The sequence below is a fragment of the Wujia chipingensis genome (assembly GCF_014337155.1).
In the GTDB taxonomy this organism is placed as follows: domain Bacteria; phylum Bacillota; class Clostridia; order Lachnospirales; family Lachnospiraceae; genus Coprococcus_C; species Coprococcus_C hominis.
This window is the reverse complement of sequence record NZ_CP060632.1, coordinates 1680185-1704750: the sequence shown is the minus strand read 5'-3', so window position 1 is coordinate 1704750 and position 24566 is coordinate 1680185. Positions and strand designations below refer to the sequence as shown.

The window sequence follows — 24566 nt, the reverse complement described above, 5'->3', positions numbered from 1 at the left end:
TATAAGAAAATCTGGAGGTAGACATTATGAGTAAAGTAATTAAAAGTGCGTTGGAATTGATCGGTAATACACCATTGCTTCAGGCAGACCGTTATGCGAAGAAGGCAGGCGTGACAGATGCAAATCTGTATGTAAAGCTGGAGTACCTGAACCCATCCGGTTCTGTAAAGGATCGTATTGCACTTGCAATGATCGAGGATGCTGAGGAAAAGGGAGAGTTGAAGCCGGGCGCAACAATCATCGAGCCAACATCCGGAAATACAGGTATCGGTATTGCAGCCGTTGCAACCGCAAAGGGCTATCGTGCGATCCTGACATTGCCAGAGACCATGAGTGTAGAGCGTAGAAATCTTCTGAAGGCATATGGCGCAGAGCTTGTGTTGACAGACGGTTCTAAGGGTATGAAAGGTGCCATCGCAAAGGCAGAAGAATTGAAGGAGTCTATCCCGGGTGCAATCATCCTTGGACAGTTTGATAACCCGGCCAACTCTGAGATGCACAAGAAGACAACCGGACCAGAGATCTGGGAGCAGACAGAGGGTAAGGTGGATATCTTCGTAGCCGGTGTTGGTACAGGCGGAACACTGACAGGTGTTGGTGAATATCTGAAGTCTAAGAATCCAGATGTGAAGATTGTAGCAGTAGAGCCTGCAACAAGTGCAGTTCTCTCAACCGGTCAGGCCGGATCCCACAAGATTCAGGGTATCGGAGCCGGATTCGTACCAAAGGTACTGAATACAAAGATCTACGATGAGATCATTACAATCGAGAACGATGATGCATTTGAAGAGGGAAGAGCGTTTGCAAGAGCGGAAGGTGTTCTGGTTGGCATCTCTTCCGGTGCAGCATTGAAAGCTGCAGATATCCTTGCAAAAAGACCAGAGAACAAGGGCAAGACAATCGTTGCATTGCTTCCAGATTCTGGTGACAGATATCTTTCAACTGCATTGTTTGCAGAACAGTAAAAAGAAGAAAATGAACGGATAAAATATAGTTTGTTATCTTGACTTATGTTAGTGCCGATTATATAATTTTTGGTATCTGCGGAAAGCGACGAGACCGAAATTATATAATCGGTTACTTTATGGAGGAACTTGCATGAAAATATCAACAAAGGGAAGGTATGCACTTCGCCTGATGCTGGATCTTGCAGTCTATAACACGGGAGAACCGATCAGTTTAAAAGACGTTGCAAAGAGGCAGAATATATCTGAAAAATATATGGAGCAGATTATTTCTGTATTGAACAAGGCGGGATTTGTGCGCGGAATCCGAGGTGCGCAGGGGGGATATCTGCTTTCGCGTGCACCGAAGGATTATACAGTCGGTATGATCTTACGATTGACGGAAGGCGAGCTTGCCCCGGTTGCCTGTGTTGGACAAAATCCAATTGACTGTGACAGAAGAAGCAGCTGCGTAACGGTTCGTATCTGGGAGAAACTGTACGATGCGATATCGGAAGTCGTAGACAATATTACCTTGCAGGATCTGGTCGATTGGCACAACGAGCAATCAGATCAATACATGATATAATAATTCCGTCATGCAAATAAGCAGCGAGGCTGCTTGCAGACGGAGCTGCTTATTTATATGACGGATAAACAGACATAAGCATGAAGGACGATAGTCCGGAATGCGCATGGCTGTTACGATTTCGGGAGTTCGAAGAACGGAGAAATCGTGATTATTATATGTAATGTATAATGATAATCACGAGTTCGAAGAACGGAGAAATCGTGATTATTATGAATAAGACGGAATCGTGTTCAATGATGCATCGGCATAAAAAAATTATATATGGAATATTGATCATCTGTATGGTGTTTTTTGGTATTTTCGGTTCGGGAAATCTTCTCCGGGATGGAGAACGTACTTCATCGGAACCGGGGGATACGGAAGAAACAGCTACGACACAAGTCCCTGTGATCACAGAGCAGACGGCAGGCGAAGAGACACACACGACTTCAGATGCACAAATGACGGTGCTTGATGTGCGGATACAGGACAAGATCCAGACGATGAGTCTGGAAGAAAAGGTCGGACAGATGTTCTTTGTAAAAAATGATGGACGCTTCGGACCGGATGAGCTAACGCAATATCCGGTTGGGGGCATTATTTTGTTTGCGGGAGATTTGGCTGGGGAGACGGCAGATTCCCTGACGGAGAAGATCCAGTCCTTTCAGGAGGCTTCTGATATCCCTTTGCTAATTGGAACGGACGAAGAAGGCGGTACGGTGACGCGTGTCAGCCGTTACAGTGCACTGGCAGATCACACCTTTGCATCACCGAGATCCATCTATGCGTCGGGCGGTATGGATGCAATCAGAAAGGATACGGAAGAAAAAACAAAGCTGCTTCTATCGTATGGCATCAATGTGAACTTCGCACCAGTCTGTGATCTGTCCGGAGATGCGAGTGATTTTATCTATCCCCGCGCGTTTGGAGATGATCCGCAGGAGACGGCAGAGTACGTCGATACCGTTGTCACGACGATGCGGAAGGCACAGATTGGAACGGTGTTGAAGCATTTCCCGGGGTACGGTAGTAATGGAGACACGCATGTGAACCAGATCGAGGATACGCGAACGTATGAGCAGTTTGTGACGCGGGATTATATACCGTTTGAGGCGGGCGTAAATGCTGGCGCGGACTGTATTTTAGTCAGCCACAATGTAGTTGCAGCAATCGATGATGAATATCCGGCATCGCTATCGGAGAAGGTGCACGAGGAGATACGGAACGTGCTGCAGTTTGATGGTGTGGTAATCACCGATGATCTGATGATGAGTGGCGTATCTGCGGGATATGATCTGGACGAGGCGGCGGTGCAGGCGGTCAAAGCCGGAAATGATATGCTGCTTTCCACGAATTATCAGGAGCAGATTAAAGCCGTCATACAGGCAGTCAGAGATGGAGAAATTGACGAGGCACAGATTGATGCGGCAGTTGCGCGCGTGCTGAAATGGAAGAATCAGTTAGGATTTGAGATATTTTAGGAAATGACAGAAAGGGGTAACGGATGAAGTTAATACATTGTGCGGATATTCATTTGAATTCCTCTCTGTCTACACATCTGGATGGAGATAAGCAGAAGCAGCGGAGAACCGAGATTCTGCATACGTTTCTGCGTATGGTGGACTACGCCGCAGAACAATCGGTCGATGGGATTCTCATCGCCGGAGATCTGTTTGATACGAAGAAGGTTGACCGGGCAACTGGAAACGCGGTGCTGTCTGCAATTACCGGACACCCGGAGATCTTGTTTTTCTATCTGCGTGGAAATCACGATGCAGATGGGTTCCTGCAGTCGTTGGATGAAATCCCGGATAACCTGAAGTTGTTTGGTGATACATGGCGTTACTATGCGTGGGAAGAAGATGGTGCGACAATCGTGATTACCGGTGCGGAAAGCTCTGCACGGAATGCACAGACGTTATATACATCATTAAGGCTTAATCCAAAGCATATTAACCTTGTGATGCTGCATGGGCAGGAGACGCCATACGCAAGTGGGGCAGGACGGGATGCGGAACAGATTCCACTTGCTTTATTACAAAATAAAGGAATCGATTATCTGGCACTCGGACACATCCATACATATAAGCGTGAGCAGCTCGATGCAAGGGGCATCTACGTGTATCCGGGTTGTTTGGAGGGCAGAGGCTTTGATGAATGTGGCATACATGGATTCTGCCTGCTCGAGGTTGATGTGGCACATCATAAGATTCAGGATACATTTGTGCCATTTGCAAGCCGCAGACTGTGGGAGGCATCTGTCGATGTAAGCGTGTGTGCATCCGGAGTGGATATTTTAGATGCTATTAAAGAGACATTACAGGAAATGCAGGTGCAGACTGCCGATCTGGTGAAGGTCTGTCTGACTGGCAGCCTGCCTGTGGGCGTGGAAGTAGATACAGACCTGCTTGCGATGCAGTTGTCACAAATCTATTTCTATGCGAAGGTCGTAGATTATACTGTGCCGGAGATCGACTATGCCGCATATACGTATGATGCGTCGTTAAAGGGTGAATTCGTGCGTCTGGTTCAGGCACAGACTGACCTTTCGGATGAGGAGAAAGCGAAAATCATTCAGACGGGAATATTGGCGCTTGCCGGGGAGGCGTTCATATGAGACTACTGACATGTCATATTGAAAACTTTGGAATGCTTTCGGATTTCTCCTATGATTTTGCAGATGGCTACAATGCTTTTGTGCTGCCGAATGGCGCAGGAAAAAGTACATTTGCAGCATTTATCCGCGTGATGTTCTATGGCTTTGCCGGGGAGACGAAGCGGACGGAACTGGAGAAGGAACGGAAGCGTTATCAGCCGTGGCAGGGCGGCACCTATGGCGGACAGCTTACTTTTACAGCGGATGGGAAATATTATCTGCTGTCGCGTGTCTTCGGGAAGACGGCAAAGGGAGATTCCTTCCGGTTACAGGATGCGAATACGCTGCTTGACAGTACAGATTTCACCGAACAGATCGGACAGGAGTTATTCGGAATCAATGCGGAGTCTTTTATGCGGACCATCTATATCGGACAGGCGGAATGTGCGGCATTTGCAGCGACAGACAGCGTGAGTGCGAAGCTCGGCGATCAGATGGAAGAGACCGAAGATATGGCAAGTTATGACGTGGCAAATAAAAAGCTTGCCGATGCGATCAACCAGATGTCGGATAAACGGAGCACCGGAAAACTTGCGAAGCTTGAACGGGAAGCACACGTGCTTGCACAGGAATTACGGGCAAAAACGGTAGTGCAGGAAGCGTTAGATACGGTTTCAAGCCAGTTGACGGCGGTCAAAGTGCGTTGGAATGCGTGCTTGGCGGGGAAGCTACCGGAGGAAACCGAAGAGAAAGAAGCTGCAAGCCCATCCGGGCAGGAACTGGCAGATACCTTGCAGCAAAGAAGAAATGAAAAAAACGAACAGCGGAAATATAAAGGAATCACAGGTATCGTCTTAGGATTGCTTGTGATTATATATGCGCTGCTTGCGGCAGGCAAAGGGTATCGTATGTTAATCCTTATCTGTGGTGGATTCAGTATGATTGCAGGCGCATGTATGCTGCTTGGGTATGCAATTGGCAGGAAGAAACGCCAGCCAGAGTCAAAACCTGTACAGCCAAAGTCGCTTTCGGAGGAACAGCAGAAACAGCGGGCATCGGAGATGGAGACGCTGTCGAGACAGATCCTGCAATACAGCCGGAGACTTGATGAGTTGGAGAGCGAGTTTGACACACTGACGGAAAAGGAAAGAAAATTGCAATCTCTTAATGAAGAATTGATTACGCTTCGGGAAAAATGTGATATAATACAAAAGACTAAGGCTTTTTTGACACAGGCAAAGGAAAATTACGGTGCACGTTATCAGGAACCGGTTATGGATGCATTCCGGAGGTATTACCGGATGTTATCAGGTGAAGACGGAACAGCGTATGGACTTACGGCGACGTTTGAGATGGAGAGACAGGAGCAGGGAATGTACCGTGATATGGGATATTTCAGCCGGGGATATCAGGATATGACCGGTTTGTGTATGCGTCTTGCATTTGCGGATGCGATGTATCGGGAGAAAAAGCCGTTTCTGATTCTGGATGATCCGTTCGTGAATCTCGATGAGGAAAAAATAGAGCATGGAAAAGCATTTATAAGAGAAATCGCAAAGGAATATCAGGTGATTTATTTTACCTGCCACGAAAGCCGTGCGTGATAAAGGGGTATACTATGTACACATATAATAAAAAAGTTCTTTTTTCAGATGTCGATGCAACAAGACGGATGTCGTTTGGAAGTCTGATGGATGCCATGCAGGATTGTGTCAACATCAATTCCGAATCGGTAGGCAGAGGCATCGACTATATGCTCGCGCATAAGCGGACCTGGTTCGCAATCAGCTGGAATATTGAGATCCGCCGTATACCGAAGATGTTCGAGGAGATAAGCGTGAAGACGTGGGCGTATGAATTTGCGACGTCAATCGGCTATCGTAATGTTATTGTGACGGATGAAAACGGCGAGGATATTGTCTGTGCAGATTCGATGTGGACCCTCATGGATATGGAGACGAAGCATCCGGTACGGATCGAGGAAGAGGATGCGAAGGGATATGAGATCAGACCGCGGTATCCGATGGAAAGATGCGGCAGAAAGATCCGTCTGCCGAAGGAATTCGAAGTTGTTGACACTGTAGTTGTGCCGAAGGCGGACATCGATTACAACGGACATATGAGTAACGCAAAATATATCCTGCTTGCAAATGAGTATGTCGAGGATATCACATGTGTCAACCGGATTCGCGTGGAGTATAAGAGTCAGGCGCGGTACAAGGAAGCACTTGTGATCGAGCGGGCAATACAGGAGATCGAAGCGGAAGCCGGAACGGAAACACATGTGATCATCAAGATGAGCGGCAAAGAAGCGGGTGACGTGAAGGCAGTTGTTGATTACCGGCTGACAGAAGCGTAGGAGTGGCGTACCGCGAATCATAATTTACAAAATACAGGATAAGGCAGTATATGAAATTAGAAAAGAAAAAGATACAAAATCTGATCCGGATTGCAGCGGATGCACGGAAGTTTTCGTATGCACCGTATTCGCACTTTGCAGTTGGGGCGGCACTGCTTGGGGCAGATGCGAAGATATACACCGGATGTAATATTGAGAATGCAGCATTTACACCGGGAAACTGTGCAGAGCGGACAGCAGTGTTTAAGGCTGTGAGTGAAGGCTGCAGGGAATTTACGGCAATCGCGATTGTAGGCGGGAAACTTGACGAAGATGCGCTTGCGCAGACCGGATACACTGCACCATGCGGTGTGTGCAGACAGGTGCTGCGGGAGTTCGTTAATCCGTCCGCATTTGCCGTGATTTTAGCACGCACAATGGAGGCGTATAAGGTATATACATTGGAAGAACTGCTTCCGGAAAGCTTTGGACCGGAGAATTTGAAATAGATGATGGAGGATGAATCGTTTGAGTAAATTAGAGAATCTGACCGCATATACGGTAGTGGAAAAGAAGGAATTGAAGGAAGTCAACGGATACGGGTATATCTTGTCCCATAATAAGACAAAGGCACGGGTGGCTGTGATTGAGAATGATGATACGAACAAAGTATTTACGATTGGGTTTCGGACACCGCCAGCCGACGATACCGGTGTGCCGCATATTACAGAACATTCGGTTCTTTGCGGTTCCAGAAAATTCCCGGTCAAGGATCCGTTTGTGGAGCTTTGCAAGGGCAGTCTGAATACATTCTTAAATGCAATGACTTATTCGGACAAGACAGTATATCCGCTTGCAAGTCTGAACGAGAAGGATTTTCATAATCTGATGCATGTTTATATGGATGCCGTTTTTTATCCGGATATGTATGAGAAGAAAGAGATCATGATGCAGGAGGGCTGGCATTATGAGATCGATGAGGAGACCGGGGAGCTCACGTATAACGGTGTTGTATTTAACGAGATGAAGGGCGTGTATTCTTCTCCGGAACAGCAGCTTTACCGAATTATTGAGAAGTCGCTGCTTCCACATACTGCATATGGCTTTGAATCCGGCGGAGATCCGGAGGCAATCCCGAATCTGACACAGGAGGATTTTATTGCGTTTCATAAGCGGTATTATCATCCGAGCAACAGTTATATCTATCTGTATGGAGATATGGATGCCGCAGAGGAGCTTACATTTATTGATGAGGAATATTTACAGAATTTTGATTATGCGGAGATTGATTCGGCATTGACCGATGAGCCAGCGTTTGAGAAGCCGGTAGAGGTACGGGAATATTATTCCATCGCAGAGAATGAATCCGAGCAGGACAACACTTATCTGACATACAACACAGTTGTTGGAACAAGTGCGGATAAAAAGTTATGTACTGCATTTTCGATTCTTGAATATGCCTTGTTATCGGCACCAGGCGCACCGCTCAAAAAGGCATTGATTGATGCCGGGCTTGGCAAGGATATTCTGTCATCCTTTGATGACGGTATCAAACAGCCGAACTTCTCAATCATTGCAAAGAATGCGAATGCAGAAGATTTAGAACGATTTATACAGGTGCTTGAGGATACGCTTGCTTCCATTGTGGAGCAGGGTATGGATAAGAAATCGCTGCTTGCGGCAATCAATTATTTTGAATTTAAGCATAAGGAAGGAAACTTTGGACGATTCCCGAAGGGATTGATGCTCGGATTAAATGCATTTTCTACATGGCTTTATGATGATGCGGCAGCGCTTGATCTGTTCAGCCTGAACGATGTGTATGATGCGTTGAAGCAGGATGTGGAGACCGGATATTTTGAAGCTCTGATCAAGCAGTATATTTTACAGAATACGCACAAGTCATATTGTCTGCTGATGCCAAAGAAGGGGCTTAATAATGAGATTGTAGAGCGTGAGAAGGCACGGCTTGCGGCATATAAGGAGACACTTTCTGCAGCGGATATCGAGGAGATCCGTGCGAACATGATGCATCTGAAGGAGTACCAGAGCTCCGGTGATGCGGAGGAAGACTTGAAGAAGATTCCGATGCTTGCGATCGATGATATCGAGAAGCATGCCAAGAAAATAAATAACCGTATTCTGGAGATTGAACATGTCAAGGTACTAAGCCATGATATTTTTACAAACGGAATCACGTATCTCAGCCTGAACTTCTGTATGGATGATATCGACTATGATAAGTTTCCGGTAATTGCACTTTTGACGGAGATTTTTAAGTATGTGGATACAGAGCATTTCAGTTACAGTGAGTTATCGAACGAGATCAATCTGTATACTGGTGGCATTGGATTCAGTACAACGGTCACCAATAAGAAAGAATATGGCGGTTATGTTACACATTTTGTCGTCAGTGCAAAGATGTTGGATGCACAGCTCGATAAGGCAATGGAATTGATTGAGGAGATTTTGTTCACCTCGAAGCTTTCGGATAAGAAGCGATTGAAGGAGATTATTGCAGAGACGCGTGCGGCAATGAAAGACGATCTGCTTGCGAACGGACATACAACAGCGGCGGGACGCGCAACGGCATATATTTCTAAAATAGGTGTTGTGAAAGAACTGACAGAGGGTGTAGATTATTATATGTATCTGTCAGATCTGGATGATCATTTTGAAGAACGCTATGAGGGACTGGCTGCTGATCTTCAGGAGACGCTCGGTCAGCTTCTGCGCAGAGATTCCCTGCTCGTGAACTTTACTTCCGATAAGAAGCCGGAGGATACGCTGACTGAGAGTCTGACGGGATTTTCCTGCAAGCTTTCGACAAGACTGGCGTTTGAGAATGTGAAGGAAATTCCGGTAGTAAAAAAGAACGAGGGCTTTAAGACGGCAAGTCAGGTACAGTATGTAGCGACGGCCGGTAATTTCTGTGAACGTGGATATGAGTATACCGGCGCTTTGAATGTATTGCAGTGTATCTTCTCATACGATTATCTGTGGATCAATGTGCGTGTGAAGGGTGGTGCTTATGGCTGTATGTGCAGCTTCAATCGAAGCGGTAACGCATATTTTACATCCTACCGTGATCCAAATCTGCTGGAGACATATGAGATTTATAAGAAGGCACCGGAGTATGTGAGAAGCTTTGAAGCAGATGAACGTGATATGACGAAATATATTATCGGTGCGATCAGCAGGATGGATGCACCGCTTACACCATCCGCAGATGGCAATTTCAGTCTGATCTGTTATCTGATGGGAATTGACGATGCAGACCTGCAGCGGACAAGAGATGAAGTGCTTGGTGCGACACCGGAGGTAATCCGTGGACTTGCCGGATATGTGGAAGCGGCTGTCGATGGAGGTGTAATCTGTGCAATCGGTGATGAAGCGCGGATCGAAGATGCGAAGGATGCATTTACAGAAGTAAAGAGCGTATTTTAGGTAGAACATACAGGGAGAAACATATGGATAACTTATCGACATACAAATCCGGTTTTGTTGCAATCATCGGACGTCCGAATGTGGGAAAGTCCACATTGATGAATCATCTGATTGGACAGAAGATTGCGATTACAAGCAGCAAAGCGCAGACGACGAGGAACCGGATCCAGACAGTATATACGGATGACGAAGGACAGATTGTGTTCCTGGATACACCGGGTATCAACAAGGCGAAAAATAAGCTTGGCGAGTATATGATGAATGTTGCGTACTCCACATTGAATGAGGTGGATATCGTCATGTGGATCGTGGAGCCGACGACATTTATCGGCGCGGGCGAGCGTCATATCATTGATGTGCTAAGTAAGGTAAATACGCCGGTGGTGCTTGTTATCAATAAGACGGATACTGTGGATAAACAGGCAGTTGCAGATGCTATAAACACATACAAAGAGGTACATGATTTTGATGCGATTGTTCCTGTTTCTGCACTGCGCGGACACAATCAGGCGGAGCTTATTAAGACGTTAAAACGGCTGCTTCCGTTTGGACCACAGTTTTACGATGAGGATACGATTACCGATCAGCCGGAACGCCAGATTGTAGCGGAGATGATCCGTGAACAGGCACTCAGGCAGTTGGACAAGGAGATTCCGCATGGCATCGCCGTTGTAATTGACCGGATGAAGGAACGTCCGGATGGCAGCTGCATGGATATTGAGGCAACGATCATCTGTGAGCGGGATTCCCACAAGGGGATTATTATCGGAAAGCAGGGTGCAATGCTAAAAAAGATTGGTACGAAAGCACGGATCAGTATGGAAAATCTGCTGGATATGAAAGTAAATTTAAAGCTATGGGTAAAGGTAAAAAAGGACTGGAGAGACAGCGATACCTTACTTCGTAATTACGGTTATCGGGAGGAAAATTAAGATGAAGATCGGTTTTGACAACCAAAAGTACTTAGAGATGCAGTCACAGCATATACGTGACCGGATCGCACAGTTTGATAATAAATTATATCTGGAGTTTGGCGGCAAGCTGTTTGATGACTATCATGCGTCACGTGTGCTTCCGGGATTTCAGCCGGATTCGAAGCTGCAGATGTTATTACAGTTAAAAGACCAGGCTGAAATCGTGATCGTGATCAGTGCAGAGGATATCGAGAATAACAAGGTACGTGATGATTATGGAATTACATATGATATGGATGTGCTGCGCCTGATCGACGAATTCCAGGCAGTAGGACTGTATGTTGGCAGTGTGTGTCTGACAAAGTATGCCGGGCAGGCATCGGCAGAGCTTTTCCGCAAGAAGCTTGCAGAGCTTGGAATCAAGTCTTACCGTCACTATAAGATTGTTGGATACCCAAGTGATATTGCCCATATCGTGAGTGATGAGGGGTATGGAAAGAATGAATATATCGAGACAGAGCGCCCGCTTGTTGTCATCACGGCACCGGGACCGGGTAGTGGAAAGATGGCGACCTGCCTGTCTCAGCTTTACCATGAATATAAGCGTGGCGTGAAGGCCGGGTATGCAAAGTTTGAGACATTCCCGATCTGGAATCTGCCACTCAAGCATCCGGTCAATCTTGCTTATGAGGCAGCAACAGCGGACTTAAACGATGTCAATATGATCGATCCGTTTCATCTGGAAGCATATGGTGAGACAACCGTTAATTACAACCGCGATATCGAGATATTCCCGGTTGTTGCGACAATGTTTGAACTGATTGCCGGAAGCAGCCCATATAAGTCTCCAACGGATATGGGTGTCAATATGGCTGGAAATTGTATCATTGACGATCAGGTATGCCGCGATGCATCGGCACAGGAGATCATCCGCCGGTATTATCGGTGCCTGTGTGACAGAAAGCGTTACGGACAGTCGAAGGATGACAAGAATAAGTTAGAGCTTTTACTGCGGCAGGCGGGTGTCTCTATGGAGGACCGCCTGGTGGCAAAGAAAGCATTGGCAAGGGAAGAGGAGACCGGGCATCCGGCGATGGCAATCGAGCTTGCAGACGGCACGATCGTAACCGGAAAAACCGGAGATCTGCTCGGTGCATCGGCAGCTGCGATCTTGAATGCGCTTAAAGTACTTGCCGGAATTCCGCATGAAGTACAGTTAGTATCCAAGGAAGCCATCGAGCCGATCCAGCGACTCAAAATCCAATATCTTGGAAGCCACAATCCAAGATTGCATACCGATGAGATTCTGATTGCGCTTTCCACGACGGCGGCACAGGATGAAAAAGCAAAGCTTGCAATTGAGCAGCTCTCAAAATTGAAGAATTGTCAGGCACATTCGACGGTATTGCTTTCATCGGTGGATGAGCAGCTTCTGAAGAAAATAGGTGTCCAGCTTACGTGCTCCCCGAAGTATGAAGAGGAAGACAGAAAATATCACAGACGTTAAAAAATTGATTGTAAATAGAATATGAATCTGATAAAATATGCTTGTTTTTGTAAGAAAAAACAGGCATATTTTTATGCATTTTCGTAGAGAATACGAAAGAAAAATCTGGCCTGCATCCGCCAATGCCATGGATAAGGATGTCAGGAACACAAGGAGGATGAGAGTTTATTGGAAAACAACACTAGTTCAACAAACATTATTGAGCTAAAGCACATCACAAAAACATTTGAGGATGGGTTTGTCGCTGTAGAGGATTTTAACCTTACGGTAAAAAGGGGCGAATTCGTAACGTTTTTAGGGCCTTCGGGCTGTGGTAAAACCACAACACTCCGCATGATTGCGGGCTTTGAAATTCCTACAGAGGGAGAAATACTGCTAGATGGTAAAGAGATTGGAAATCTACCACCAAACAAACGCCCGATCAACACAGTATTTCAACGGTATGCATTGTTTCCACATTTAAACATTTTTGACAATATTGCCTTTGGATTAAAGCTTAAGAAGCTGTCGAAGGACGAGATTAAGCGGAAGGTAAAGAAAGTTCTGGAGATGGTAGACTTAGAAGGGTTTGAGACGCGGAAGGTAGCAACCTTGTCCGGTGGACAGCAGCAGCGAATCGCAATCGCGCGTGCACTGGTCAATGAGCCGCAGATCCTGCTTCTCGATGAGCCGCTCGGTGCGCTCGACTTAAAGATGCGCAAGGAGATGCAGCTTGAACTGAAAAGTATGCATGAAAGACTTGGAATTACCTTTATCTATGTAACACATGACCAGGAGGAGGCACTTACGATGTCGGACAAGATCGTTGTCATGTCCGAAGGACGTATGCAGCAGATCGGAACTCCTGAGGATATATATAATGAGCCGAAAAATGCATTCGTTGCAGACTTTATCGGCGAGAGTAATATTTTTACTGGCATCATGACAGACAAGCTCAAGGTGCGTTTCTGCGGGGCGGAATTTGCCTGTGTGGATGATGTCGAGCATGGACGGCTGGTGGAAGTCGTTGTGCGTCCGGAAGATGTGGAGATCACAACGCCTGAGAATGGTGCAATCACAGGAACGGTTACATCAGTTGTATTCAAGGGTGTCCACTATGAGATCACAGTGGAATCCGGCAAGAATGAGATCGTGATCCAGTCGACAAAAACCGCAGCGGTTGGAAGCCAGGTTGGACTGAATGTGGAACCGGATGGTATTCACATCATGATTCCGGAACACACACTGAATAAGATCGAGAGTGATGTAGACAAGAATTATGAGCTTACAATCTTTGATGGAAAGATCCAGTGTGATCTGACGAAGATCATACCGGGTTCTAAGTTTAACGACGCGCATGAGCTTTTAGATGCACATGGTGACGTGATTGATTATGAGAAACTGAAGGTCGTGCTTGCAATCAAGCCACGGCATATTTCTATGAGCGATAATGAGGAAGAGGGTATCGTCTGCGGACATATCATCAACCTGATCTACAAGGGTGATCATTACAGCTACGTGGTCCGTACGGATATGGATGAAGATTTCATCGTTAACGATGAATACCTGTGGAATATGGATGACTATGTAAGTCTGGTTATTCCGGAGGAGCATATCCAGTTTTCCATCAAGAAATAGAAAAGGAGTGATATTGTATGCGTTCTTCACGTTTTGCAAAGAGCGGACTGGGTATACCTTATGCACTTTTTCTATTGCTGTTTGTAGTAGCCCCATTGTTTGTTCTTTTATATTATGCGTTTACAAACGGACAAGGTCAGTTTACCGTGCAGAATCTGGCGGCATTTTTTACGAGCCCGAATACGATCGGTACACTTGCGTACAGCTTTGCGCTGGCGGTTGTGACGACCTGCGTCTGTGTACTGCTTGCATATCCGATTGCGTATATCTTAGCGCGCAGCAATATGCGGCATAAGAGTGTGATCTTAGTTGCATTTGTGATGCCGATGTGGATCAATTTCACATTGCGTATCACTGCATTAAAAGAGATACTTACGGTGTTAGAGGGAAATCTTGCCCTGCATCCGTTTTTAAATTCTGTCATCGGTATGACGTATGATTTTCTTCCATTCATGATTCTGCCGATGTACACGACGCTGATGAAGTTAGACACGAGTCTGATAGAGGCGGCAGGTGACCTTGGCGCGAATCCGGTACAGACATTTCTGAAGGTGACACTGCCACTTTCCGTGCCTGGCATTATCAGCGGAATCACGATGGTATTTCTGCCATCTATGACAAACTATGTTGTGCTGGATATGCTTTATAACAGCACGTATATTATGGGTAGTCTGATCGGAAGCTATTTTGCATCCTACGACTGGCACAATGGATCCATGATCGCACTGATCCTGCTTTTGATCATATTGATCTTCACCCTCTTTACGAACAAATACTCGGATGAGGACGAGGGAAGAGGAGGTGCACTGATCTGATGAGAAAGACGATTGGAAAACTATTTTTGATTCTTATGCTGCTCGTTATCTATGCACCGATTCTGATTCTGGCGGTATACAGCTTTACGGATTCCGGGAATATCGGTTCGATCCACGGATTTTCTATGCAGAATTATGTGACACTGTTCACAAAGGGCGAGCTTCGGGATATGATCGTCGGGACGGTTCTTCTGGCACTTGTTTCATCTCTGCTTGCTACAATCCTTGGAACGATGGGTGCGATTGGTGCGTTTTATTCGAAGAAACTTGCGAAGAACTTTATTAACACAGCCAACCAGATTCCGGTTGTCAATGCAGATGTTGTAACCGGTTTTTCCATCTGCGTGCTGCTGATCGTTGCATTTGGCATGAATAAGGAAAGCTATGTGCCGCTGCTGATCGGTCATGTAGTGTTATCTGCTCCATTTGTGTATCTGTCTGTGGTTCCGAAATTAAAGCAGATGGATGCAAGTCTGTATGAGGCGGCAATGGATCTTGGTGCGTCTCCGTCGATGGCACTCCGTAAGGTTGTGATCCCGCAGATCATGCCGGGTATCGTATCCGGATTTGCGCTGGCAATCACACTTTCGCTTGATGATTATTTCATCGCAAGCTATACAAAACCGGCAACGTTTAACACGATCAGTACGTATGTTGTCAATGCAACCAAGGGTTCACAGACAGAGATTAAAACTGCACTCTGGGCTCTTTCGACAGTGATCTTCCTGATCGTTATTCTGGCAGTGGTTGTCATGAATGTGGCTGGCAGAAAGACAACCTCTGAAAAAGGAGGTGTCCGCAATGAGAAATAAGATGTTAAAACGTGTGACAGCCGTTGCGGCGGCAACTATGATGACATTTCTGGCGATGGTGCCGGGAACAAAGATCACACACGCACAGGGAAATGACGACGTGATCAAGCTGCGTGTCTGCAACTGGGAGGAATATATCGATCTTGGTGCCTGGGACGAAGAAGAACGCATGGAGCTTGAAAATGGTGCGGAGATCTTCGGTGAGAATTCGATGGTCGATGATTTCACCGAGTGGTATTACGAGACGTACGGCAAGCGCGTGGAGGTTGAGTATTCGTGCTTCGGTACGAACGAGGATCTGTATAACCAGCTGACACTCGGCGATGTGTATGACCTTGTCTGTCCGTCTGATTATATGATCATGAAGCTGATGGCAGAGAAGAAGCTGGTGCCGTTTTCAGAAGATTTTTATGATACGGACAATCCGGATAATTACTATGTGCGCGGGGTATCCGATTATATTAAGGATACGTTTGATGAAAATGAGATCGGCGGTGAGTCGTGGAGTAAATATGCGGCAGGCTATATGTGGGGCGTCACCGGTGTTCTCTACAATCCGGAGAAGATGACAGAAGAGGAAGCATCTACCTGGGATGTGTTTCTAAATGACAAGTTTAAGCGCCAGGTTACAATCAAGGATAATGTCCGGGATTCTTATTTTGCGGCACTTGGTTCTTACAGAAAAGACGAACTAATGGATGAATCGCTCCGCAATGCACCGGATTATCAGGAACGATTGATGCAGATCATGAATGATGTGGATTCCGATACGATTGAGAATGTGGAGGACATCCTGCAGGATATGCAGGGCAATGTTTATTCGTTTGAGACCGACAGCGGTAAAGCAGACATGATCAGCGGAAAGGTCGTTGCAAACTACCAGTGGTCCGGAGATGCTGTCTATGCGATGGATCAGGCAGAAGAGGATGATTTCTATCTGGATTTTGCGGTGCCGGAGGAGTCGACGAACTTGTGGTTTGACGGCTGGGTTATGCTGCAAAGCGGAATCGGACAGGATGCGGAAAAACAGCAGGCCGCTGAGGCATTTGTAAACTTTGTGTCTCGTCCGGATAATGCGGTGCGTAACATGTATTACATTGGTTATACATCGGTGATCAGTGGCGGTGACGATGATACAGTCTATGATTATCTGAAATGGAATTATGAGGCAGAGGATGATGAAGAGGATACAACAGAGTATCCGGTTGGTTTCTTCTTCTGTGGGGATGATTCCAATGAAGATTATATTATGACTGTGCCGGAAGAACAGACGCGCAGACAGTTGTTTGCACAGTATCCGACGCAGGAGGTACTGCAACGGAGTGCAGTCATGCAGTATTTTGATGATACGGCGAATAAGGAAATCAATCAGATGTGGATCAATGTCCGGTGTTATAATATTGAGGATGTGCCGGTACAGATATGGATTTTCGTTGGTGTGGCCATCGTACTTGTGATTTATATTACCATACGTATCCGGATGAGTCATTACCGGGAAAAGAAATAGAGAGATAACAAAAAATGCGTGAGGAAATACAGGTAACGGGTATAATTTTATATGCAACACTTGTGAAGGAGTACGATAAACGGTTGGTCATACTGACCAAGGAACGCGGAAAGATCACAGTGTTTGCAAATGGTGCCAGAAAGGCGGTAAGCCAGCTCCGGGCGGCGAGCCAGAGCTTCGTGATGGGTACTTTTACCGTATTTCCGGGAAGAGATTCCTATACGTTAGTCAAAGCGGAGGTCCGGGAATATTTTTCCGGACTTCCTTTGGATATGGAGAAGTTGTGCTATGCATCGTATGTGTGTGAATTTATGTCATATTATACGAGAGAGGGCTGCTATTGTGTGAATGAGCTCAATCTGCTCTATGTGACACTCAAGGCACTTGAACAGGGAACCGTGGACAATCAGCTGATCCGCTATGCGTTCGAAGTACGGCTGATGGATATCGAAGGACAGGGGATTCATGCATATACATGCGTACGCTGCAATAAGAAGGAACTGAAATATTTCAATGCGAAGGCAGGCGGGCTTCTGTGTGAGGCATGCGGAAAAGAGCTGAAGCTTACACGGACGGTATCCGAGACCCTTATTTATACTCTGCAATATATCCAGTCGGCAGATCTTACGAAGCTGTATGCGTTTCAGTTAAGTGAAGAGGCGATGGCAGAATTAAAGTACGTGGCAGACCGTTTTCGGGAAGCGTATGTTGACCGCGAATTCAAATCACTGGAAATACTATCATCCCTGTAAAAGCCCGACGCATAAAAATGCATGGTGTATGATGAATTTCAAAAATATGGTTGCAATCTGAACCATTAGCCTGTAAAATGTTGTATGTTTCATATGGTGAAGAAAGTCACACCGAAAAATAATAAGAATCCGCACACTCCGGTGCGAGAGGAAGGAAGGTTTACAAAATATGGAAAAGACTTTAGACAAAATCGTAGCACTTGCAAAGAACAGAGGATTTGTATATCCGGGTTCTGAAATCTATGGCGGACTTGCCAATACATGGGATTACGGAAACCTTGGAGTTGAGCTCAAAAACAATGTGAAGAAGGCATGGTGGAAGAAGTTCATTCAGGAGAATCCTTACAACGTAGGTGTGGATTGTGCCATTCTTATGAATCCACAGACATGGGTGGCATCCGGTCACCTGGGTGGATTTGCAGATCCTCTGATGGACTGTAAAGAGTGTCACGAGCGTTTTCGTGCAGATAAATTGATTGAAGATTATATGACTGACAACGGAATCGAGATCGAGGGTTCCATTGACGGCTGGACAAATGAGCAGATGGAACAGTATGTGGAAGAGAAGCATATCTGCTGTCCAAGCTGCGGCAAGCATAACTTTACCGGTATCCGTCAGTTTAACCTGATGTTCAAGACATTCCAGGGTGTAACCGAGGATGCAAAGAATACAGTTTACTTAAGACCGGAGACCGCACAGGGTATCTTTGTAAACTTCAAGAATGTACAGCGTACATCCCGTAAGAAGATTCCTTTTGGTATCGGTCAGATCGGAAAGTCCTTCCGTAACGAGATCACACCGGGTAACTTCACATTCCGTACAAGAGAGTTTGAGCAGATGGAGCTGGAGTTCTTCTGCGAGCCTGGTACAGATATGGAATGGTTCCGTTACTGGAGAGAATTCTGTATTAACTGGCTGAAGGATCTTGGCATCAAGGATGATGAGATGCGTGCACGTGACCATTCTCCGGAGGAGCTTTGCTTCTACAGCAAGGGTACAACGGATATTGAGTTCCTGTTCCCATTTGGCTGGGGCGAGCTGTGGGGAATTGCAGACCGTACCGATTACGATCTGAAACAGCATCAGAATACATCCGGTGAGCCAATGGAATATTTCGATGATGAGAAGAAGGAAAAGTATATTCCATATGTTGTTGAGCCATCATTAGGTGCAGACCGTGTGACACTTGCATTCCTCTGTGCCGCTTATGACGAGGAGAATATCGGAACCGAGGAGAAGCCGGATATGAGAACCGTACTTCATTTCCATCCGGCATTAGCACCGGTTAAGATCGGTGTGCTTCCGCTTTCTAAGAAGCTGAACGAAGGTGCAGAGAAGATCTATGCAGAGCTTGCAAAGACATATAACTGTGAGTTCGATGACAGAGGAAACATCGGTAAGCGTTACAGAAGACAGGATGAGATTGGTACTCCGTTCTGTGTGACTTATGATTTTGAGTCTGAGACAGACGGCGCTGTAACTGTCCGTGATCGTGATACGATGGAGCAGGAGCGTGTGAAGATCGAAGATCTGAAGGCTTACTTCGAGAAGAAATTTGAATACTAAAAGAAGATAAGAGACAGGGATGCTTGTCGGCATCCCTTTTCTTTTAATCAGATTACTTTAATACAGTAAAGCGTTACGCAATAACGCAATGGAGAAACGAAGGGATAAATCGAGCGGGATTTACAATCACCAGACAGAAGAAAAAGGAGAGAGAAAATGGCGATTAAAATTATCATGTTAGTAATATTTTTTGGAGTGATGATCGGTGTCGGCGTCTACTGCCGGAAGCATGCGACCGATGTCAATGGATTTGTATTAGGTGGAAGAAATGTTGGACCATGGCTGACTGCATTTGCATACGGAACTTCATACTTTTCGGCGGTTATCTTCATCGGATATGCTGGACAGTTCGGATGGAAGTTCGGTCTTGCTTCCACATGGATCGGTCTTGGAAATGCATTTATCGGTTCCCTGCTTGCATGGAATGTACTTGGCAGACGGACGAGAACAATGAGCCAGCATTTAGAGAGTAAGACAATGCCGGAATTCTTCGGTGTCCGGTTTGATTCGAAGATGCTTAAGATCTTAGCATCCTTGATTGTATTTGTATTCCTGATTCCGTATACAGCATCGCTTTATAACGGACTTTCAAGATTGTTTGGGATGGCGTTTCATCTGGATTATACGGTCTGCATCGTCGTGATGGCAGTGCTTACCGGAATCTATGTGATCGCAGGCGGTTACATGGCAACAGCCATCAATGATTTTATTCAGGGATGTATCATGATCATCGGAATCATCGCGGTCATTGCATCAGTATTAAAATCAAATGGTGGATTCATGCAGGCAATCGATGCATTGGCACGAGTAGAGGACGCGCAGGCAACATCCACACCGGGTGCATTTGCATCGTTCTTCGGACCGGATCCTTTTGGACTTCTGTGTGTTGTGATCCTGACATCACTTGGCACATGGGGACTTCCTCAGATGGTACAGAAGTTCTATGCGATCAAGGATGAGAAGTCAATCGGAAAAGGAACCTTAATATCCACAATCTTCGCAATCATTGTAGCTGGTGGCTGTTATTTCCTCGGTGGTTTCGGCAGACTGTATGATATCGACATCGCGGCACAGGGCTATGATGCGATTATCCCGGCGATGATCGAGAAGCTGTCTCCGTTTTTGATCGCGGTTGTTGTAATCCTGGTACTTTCTGCATCCATGTCGACATTATCGTCACTGGTGCTCGCATCTTCTTCGACACTGACGCTGGATATGATCCGTGGCACGATCGTGAAGGAGATGACAGAGAAGAAACAGGTATTTATCATGCGTATCTTCATCGTTGTATTTATCGCAATCTCCGCAGTGATCGCGGTTGTACAGTATAAGAGCGGCGTGACATTTATCGCACAGCTTATGGGTATTTCATGGGGCGCGCTTGCAGGCGCATTCCTTGCACCATTTATCTACAGCCTGTACTGGAAGGGCGTGACGAAGGCCGCCGTGCTTGTGAACTTCCTGTTCGGCAGTGGCATCATGGTAGCGAATATGCTTGCAAGAGCATCATTCCCAACCGTGTTGCAGTCGCCGATCAACTGTGGTGCATTTGCAATGCTTGCCGGACTTATCATCGTTCCGGTTGTGAGCCTTATCACACCAAAGCTTTCCGATGAGAAGAAACAGGCGGTATTTTCCTGCTATGAAAAATAAGTTCTAAACAGAGGATTTGCGCATAGGCTATATAGAAACCAAGTTGTACGAGAGGACGGCAACATGAGAACACGACAAACGGCGCTTCGCATGATCGTACTTTCATTTTTACTTGTGGGATGCATGTGTATCTTCGCGGCCTGTGCAAAATCAGAGAAGAAGGCTTCGGCTGCGGGGGTATACCATCTGTATTCCATGGAGTCGGACGGGGACAGCTATTCTCACGACGATATCGTGTCATATGGGCTGGATTCCATGGCACTTACGTTGTATGCGGATGGCACGGCAAGCCTTGGCTTCGGGGAGGAGACAGAGCAGTTTCAATGGAAGGAAGGCATGCTTTATTCGGATGATGAGGAAATTGCTTTTACCGTGGAAAATGGAATGCTCACCGTATCAATGGATACAGAAAGCATGGTTTTCGAGAGGGTGAAAGATGCACCGGAGAAGATGGAAGTCCAGAACCCGGAAGAAACAACCGGCACCCCGACAGACGATACGGAAGTGTCCGGAACAGATTTGCCGCAGCAGTAGATATGAGCAGCCCGGACTGAAAAGAAAATAAAAAAGGCAGTTGATTTCCGCGTAAAATACGTCCGGAAAACCAATTGCCTTTCTTTTTATGTTTTTTTATGGCGATTTTACTAAATATTTATAAAAATGCCTTTATCAATTGTGAAAATTATGTTATAATTTCTTGCAGTGTGATGGGGACGTGCCATAGTCTGCTATCGCAGAAATTTGATTACTTAGGAGGTATATGACAAATGGCAAACAAGTGGGTTTATATGTTTAGCGAAGGCGACATGACCATGCGTAATCTTCTTGGTGGTAAGGGTGCCAACCTTGCAGAGATGACAACAATTGGTCTTCCGGTACCACAGGGATTCACAATTACAACAGAAGCTTGTACACAGTACTATGAGGATGGTCGTAAGATTAATGATGAGATCATGGCTCAGGCTATGAAAGGTGTTAAGAAGATGGAGGAGATCAACGGCAAGAAGTTTGGCGATCTCAAGAATCCATTGCTTGTTTCTGTACGTTCAGGTGCCAGAGCTTCTATGCCTGGTATGATGGATACAATCTTGAACCTCGGTTTGAACGACGAGGTAGTTGCAGCTATGATCGCTGGTAACCCAGATCCAGCATTTGAGCGTTTCGTATATGATTCTTACAGACGTTTCATCCAGATGTTCTCAGACGTTGTTATGGAAGTTGGTAAGAAGTACTTCGAGCAGCTGATCGACAAGATGAAGGAAGAGAAGGGTGTTAAGTTCGACGTTGAGCTTACAGCAGCAGATCTTAAGACTCTTGCAGAGCAGTTCAAGGCTGAGTACAAGAATCAGCTTGGTACAGACTTCCCTTCAGATCCTGTAGAGCAGTTGAAGCTTGCTATCGAGGCAGTATTCCGTTCATGGGATAACCCTCGTGCAAACGTATACAGAAGAGATAACGATATCCCTTATTCATGGGGTACAGCCGTTAACGTAATGCCTATGGTATTCGGTAACCTGAACAACGAGTCTGGTACAGGTGTTGCATTTACTCGTGACCCTGCAACAGGTGAGAAGAAGCTTATGGGTGAGTTCCTTATCAACGCACAGGGCGAGGACGTAGTTGCCGGTGTTCGTACACCAATGCCAATCGCTCAGATGGAGCAGGAATTCCCAGAAGCATATGCAGAGTTCATTCAGGTATGTGAGACACTTGAGAATCACTACCATGATATGCAGGATATGGAGTTCACAGTTGAGAATAAGAAGCTTTACATGCTTCAGTGTAGAAATGGTAAGAGAACAGCTCAGGCAGCTCTTCAGATCGCTTGTGACCTTGTAGATGAGGGACATAAGACAGAGGAAGAAGCAGTTGCTATGATCGATCCTCGTAACCTTGATACACTTCTTCACCCACAGTTTGATGCAGCAGCTCTTAAGGCAGCTACACCTATGGGTAAGGGTCTTGGTGCTTCTCCTGGTGCTGCATGTGGTAAGGTTGTATTTACAGCTGACGATGCAGAGGCATGGGCAGCAAGAGGCGAGAAGGTAGTTCTTGTTCGTCTTGAGACATCTCCAGAAGATATCACAGGTATGAAGTCTGCTCAGGGTATCCTGACAGTTCGTGGTGGTATGACATCTCACGCAGCCGTAGTTGCTCGTGGTATGGGTACATGTTGTGTATCTGGTTGTGGCGACATCATCATGGATGAGGAAAACAAGCAGTTCACACTTGCAGGTAAGACATTTAAGGAAGGTGACTTCATTTCAATCGATGGTACAACAGGTAACATCTATGATGGAGTTATCAAGACAGTTGATGCTTCTATCGCTGGTACATTCGGTAGAGTTATGGCATGGGCTGATAAGTATAGAACATTGAAGGTTAGAACAAATGCTGATACACCGGCAGATGCTAAGAAGGCTCGTGAGCTTGGTGCAGAAGGTATCGGTCTTTGCCGTACAGAGCATATGTTCTTCGATCCAGAGAGAATCGCAGCATTCCGTGAGATGATCTGCTCTGATACAGTAGAAGAGAGAGAAGAAGCTCTGGACAAGATCCTTCCATATCAGCAGAATGACTTCAAGGCACTCTATGAGGCACTTGAAGGAAATCCTGTTACAATCAGATTCTTGGATCCACCTCTTCATGAGTTCGTTCCTACAGAGGATGCTGATATCGAGAAGCTTGCTAAGGCTAAGAATAAGACAGTTGATGAGATCAAGGCTCTTTGCAACTCACTTCATGAGTTCAACCCTATGATGGGTCACAGAGGATGCCGTCTTGCTGTTACTTATCCGGAAATCGCTAAGATGCAGACAAAGGCAGTTATCCGTGCAGCTATCGAAGTTCAGAAGGCACATCCGGATTGGAATGTTGAGCCAGAGATCATGATCCCACTTGTATGTGAGGTTAAGGAGCTTAAGTATGTTAAGAAGACAGTTGTTGAGACTGCTGATGCTGAGATCGCTGCTGCAGGCGTAGATCTGAAGTACGAAGTTGGTACAATGATCGAGATTCCTAGAGCTGCTCTTACAGCTGATGACATCGCTAAGGAAGCTGACTTCTTCTGCTTCGGTACAAACGATCTGACTCAGATGACATTCGGTTTCTCAAGAGATGATGCTGGTAAGTTCCTCAATGCTTACTATGATGCTAAGATCTTCGAGAACGATCCATTTGCTAAGCTTGACCAGACAGGTGTTGGTAAGCTCATGGATATGGCAGTTAAGCTTGGTAAGCCAGTAAATCCAAAGCTTCATATCGGTATCTGTGGTGAGCACGGTGGAGATCCTTCATCTGTTGAGTTCTGCCACAAGATTGGTCTTGATTATGTATCATGTTCACCATTCCGTGTACCTATCGCTAGACTTGCTGCTGCTCAGGCTGCAATCGCTAATAAGTAATACACCGCATATGGTAGACATTTTGATTTGGTAATCAAATAAAAGAATCCCCTATACTTCATAATGGAGTGTAGGGGATTTTTTTGCTTGACTCCATTTTGTGAATGACAAGTATATGTATT

19 protein-coding genes are annotated in these 24566 nt (G+C 45.9%); all 19 read left to right on the top strand.

All coding sequences use genetic code 11. The features are described 5' to 3' along the window. Nucleotides 1-26: 26 nt before the first annotated feature. Complete coding sequence (gene cysK / locus H9Q76_RS07975; RefSeq protein WP_021985088.1) at nt 27-965, top strand: cysteine synthase A; 939 nt, start codon at nt 27-29, stop codon at nt 963-965. Nucleotides 966-1098: 133 nt separating this feature from the next. Beyond that, entirely contained in the window at nt 1099-1533 is a 435-nt protein-coding gene (locus H9Q76_RS07970) for an RrF2 family transcriptional regulator (RefSeq protein WP_021985087.1), read from the top strand. Between the two features lie 212 nt (nt 1534-1745). Beyond that, nucleotides 1746-2996, top strand: a complete 1251-nt coding sequence (locus tag H9Q76_RS07965) for a glycoside hydrolase family 3 protein (RefSeq protein WP_249320905.1) — start codon at nt 1746-1748, stop codon at nt 2994-2996. Between the two features lie 23 nt (nt 2997-3019). After that, on the top strand, nt 3020-4132 hold the full coding sequence (locus H9Q76_RS07960; protein WP_118670645.1) for a metallophosphoesterase family protein: 1113 nt from the start codon (nt 3020-3022) through the stop codon (nt 4130-4132). Then, the gene (locus H9Q76_RS07955) at nt 4129-5715 is read left to right on the top strand and encodes an ATP-binding protein (RefSeq protein WP_249320904.1); all 1587 of its coding nucleotides are present in this window, start codon (nt 4129-4131) and stop codon (nt 5713-5715) included. Before H9Q76_RS07960 ends, H9Q76_RS07955 begins: the two co-directional genes overlap by 4 nt. Nucleotides 5716-5729: 14 nt before the next feature. Continuing rightward, entirely contained in the window at nt 5730-6470 is a 741-nt protein-coding gene (locus tag H9Q76_RS07950; protein WP_249320903.1) for an acyl-[acyl-carrier-protein] thioesterase, read from the top strand. A 50-nt stretch (nt 6471-6520) separates the two neighbouring features. Continuing rightward, entirely contained in the window at nt 6521-6958 is a 438-nt protein-coding gene (locus H9Q76_RS07945) for a cytidine deaminase (protein WP_249320902.1), read from the top strand. A 10-nt stretch (nt 6959-6968) separates the two neighbouring features. Next, the gene (locus H9Q76_RS07940) at nt 6969-9896 is read left to right on the top strand and encodes an insulinase family protein (protein ID WP_249320901.1); all 2928 of its coding nucleotides are present in this window, start codon (nt 6969-6971) and stop codon (nt 9894-9896) included. 23 nt (nt 9897-9919) lie between these two features. Beyond that, entirely contained in the window at nt 9920-10828 is a 909-nt protein-coding gene (gene era, locus H9Q76_RS07935) for a GTPase Era (RefSeq protein ID WP_118544904.1), read from the top strand. A gap of 1 nt (nt 10829) precedes the next feature. After that, nucleotides 10830-12317: a DUF1846 domain-containing protein gene (locus H9Q76_RS07930; protein WP_021985080.1), complete on the top strand. Its 1488-nt coding sequence runs from the start codon at nt 10830-10832 to the stop codon at nt 12315-12317. Between the two features lie 168 nt (nt 12318-12485). Beyond that, nucleotides 12486-13934, top strand: a complete 1449-nt coding sequence (locus tag H9Q76_RS07925; RefSeq protein ID WP_117781032.1) for an ABC transporter ATP-binding protein — start codon at nt 12486-12488, stop codon at nt 13932-13934. Nucleotides 13935-13951: 17 nt separating this feature from the next. Further along, entirely contained in the window at nt 13952-14749 is a 798-nt protein-coding gene (locus H9Q76_RS07920) for an ABC transporter permease (protein ID WP_021985078.1), read from the top strand. After that, nucleotides 14749-15561 (top strand): ABC transporter permease, encoded by an 813-nt coding sequence (locus tag H9Q76_RS07915; protein ID WP_118544905.1) that lies wholly within the window; start codon nt 14749-14751, stop codon nt 15559-15561. The genes H9Q76_RS07920 and H9Q76_RS07915 overlap by 1 nt, the downstream gene beginning before the upstream one ends. Beyond that, nucleotides 15551-17068 (top strand): extracellular solute-binding protein, encoded by a 1518-nt coding sequence (locus tag H9Q76_RS07910; RefSeq protein ID WP_330594624.1) that lies wholly within the window; start codon nt 15551-15553, stop codon nt 17066-17068. Before H9Q76_RS07915 ends, H9Q76_RS07910 begins: the two co-directional genes overlap by 11 nt. A gap of 14 nt (nt 17069-17082) precedes the next feature. Further along, nucleotides 17083-17820: a DNA repair protein RecO gene (recO, locus tag H9Q76_RS07905; protein WP_196019704.1), complete on the top strand. Its 738-nt coding sequence runs from the start codon at nt 17083-17085 to the stop codon at nt 17818-17820. A gap of 169 nt (nt 17821-17989) precedes the next feature. Beyond that, nucleotides 17990-19387, top strand: a complete 1398-nt coding sequence (locus H9Q76_RS07900) for a glycine--tRNA ligase (RefSeq protein WP_021985074.1) — start codon at nt 17990-17992, stop codon at nt 19385-19387. Between the two features lie 156 nt (nt 19388-19543). Beyond that, complete coding sequence (locus H9Q76_RS07895; protein WP_195540905.1) at nt 19544-21040, top strand: sodium:solute symporter family protein; 1497 nt, start codon at nt 19544-19546, stop codon at nt 21038-21040. 63 nt (nt 21041-21103) lie between these two features. Further along, nucleotides 21104-21574 (top strand): hypothetical protein, encoded by a 471-nt coding sequence (locus H9Q76_RS07890; protein WP_118373383.1) that lies wholly within the window; start codon nt 21104-21106, stop codon nt 21572-21574. 233 nt (nt 21575-21807) lie between these two features. Continuing rightward, on the top strand, nt 21808-24444 hold the full coding sequence (gene ppdK / locus H9Q76_RS07885) for a pyruvate, phosphate dikinase (RefSeq protein WP_249320900.1): 2637 nt from the start codon (nt 21808-21810) through the stop codon (nt 24442-24444). Nucleotides 24445-24566: the final 122 nt, after the last annotated feature.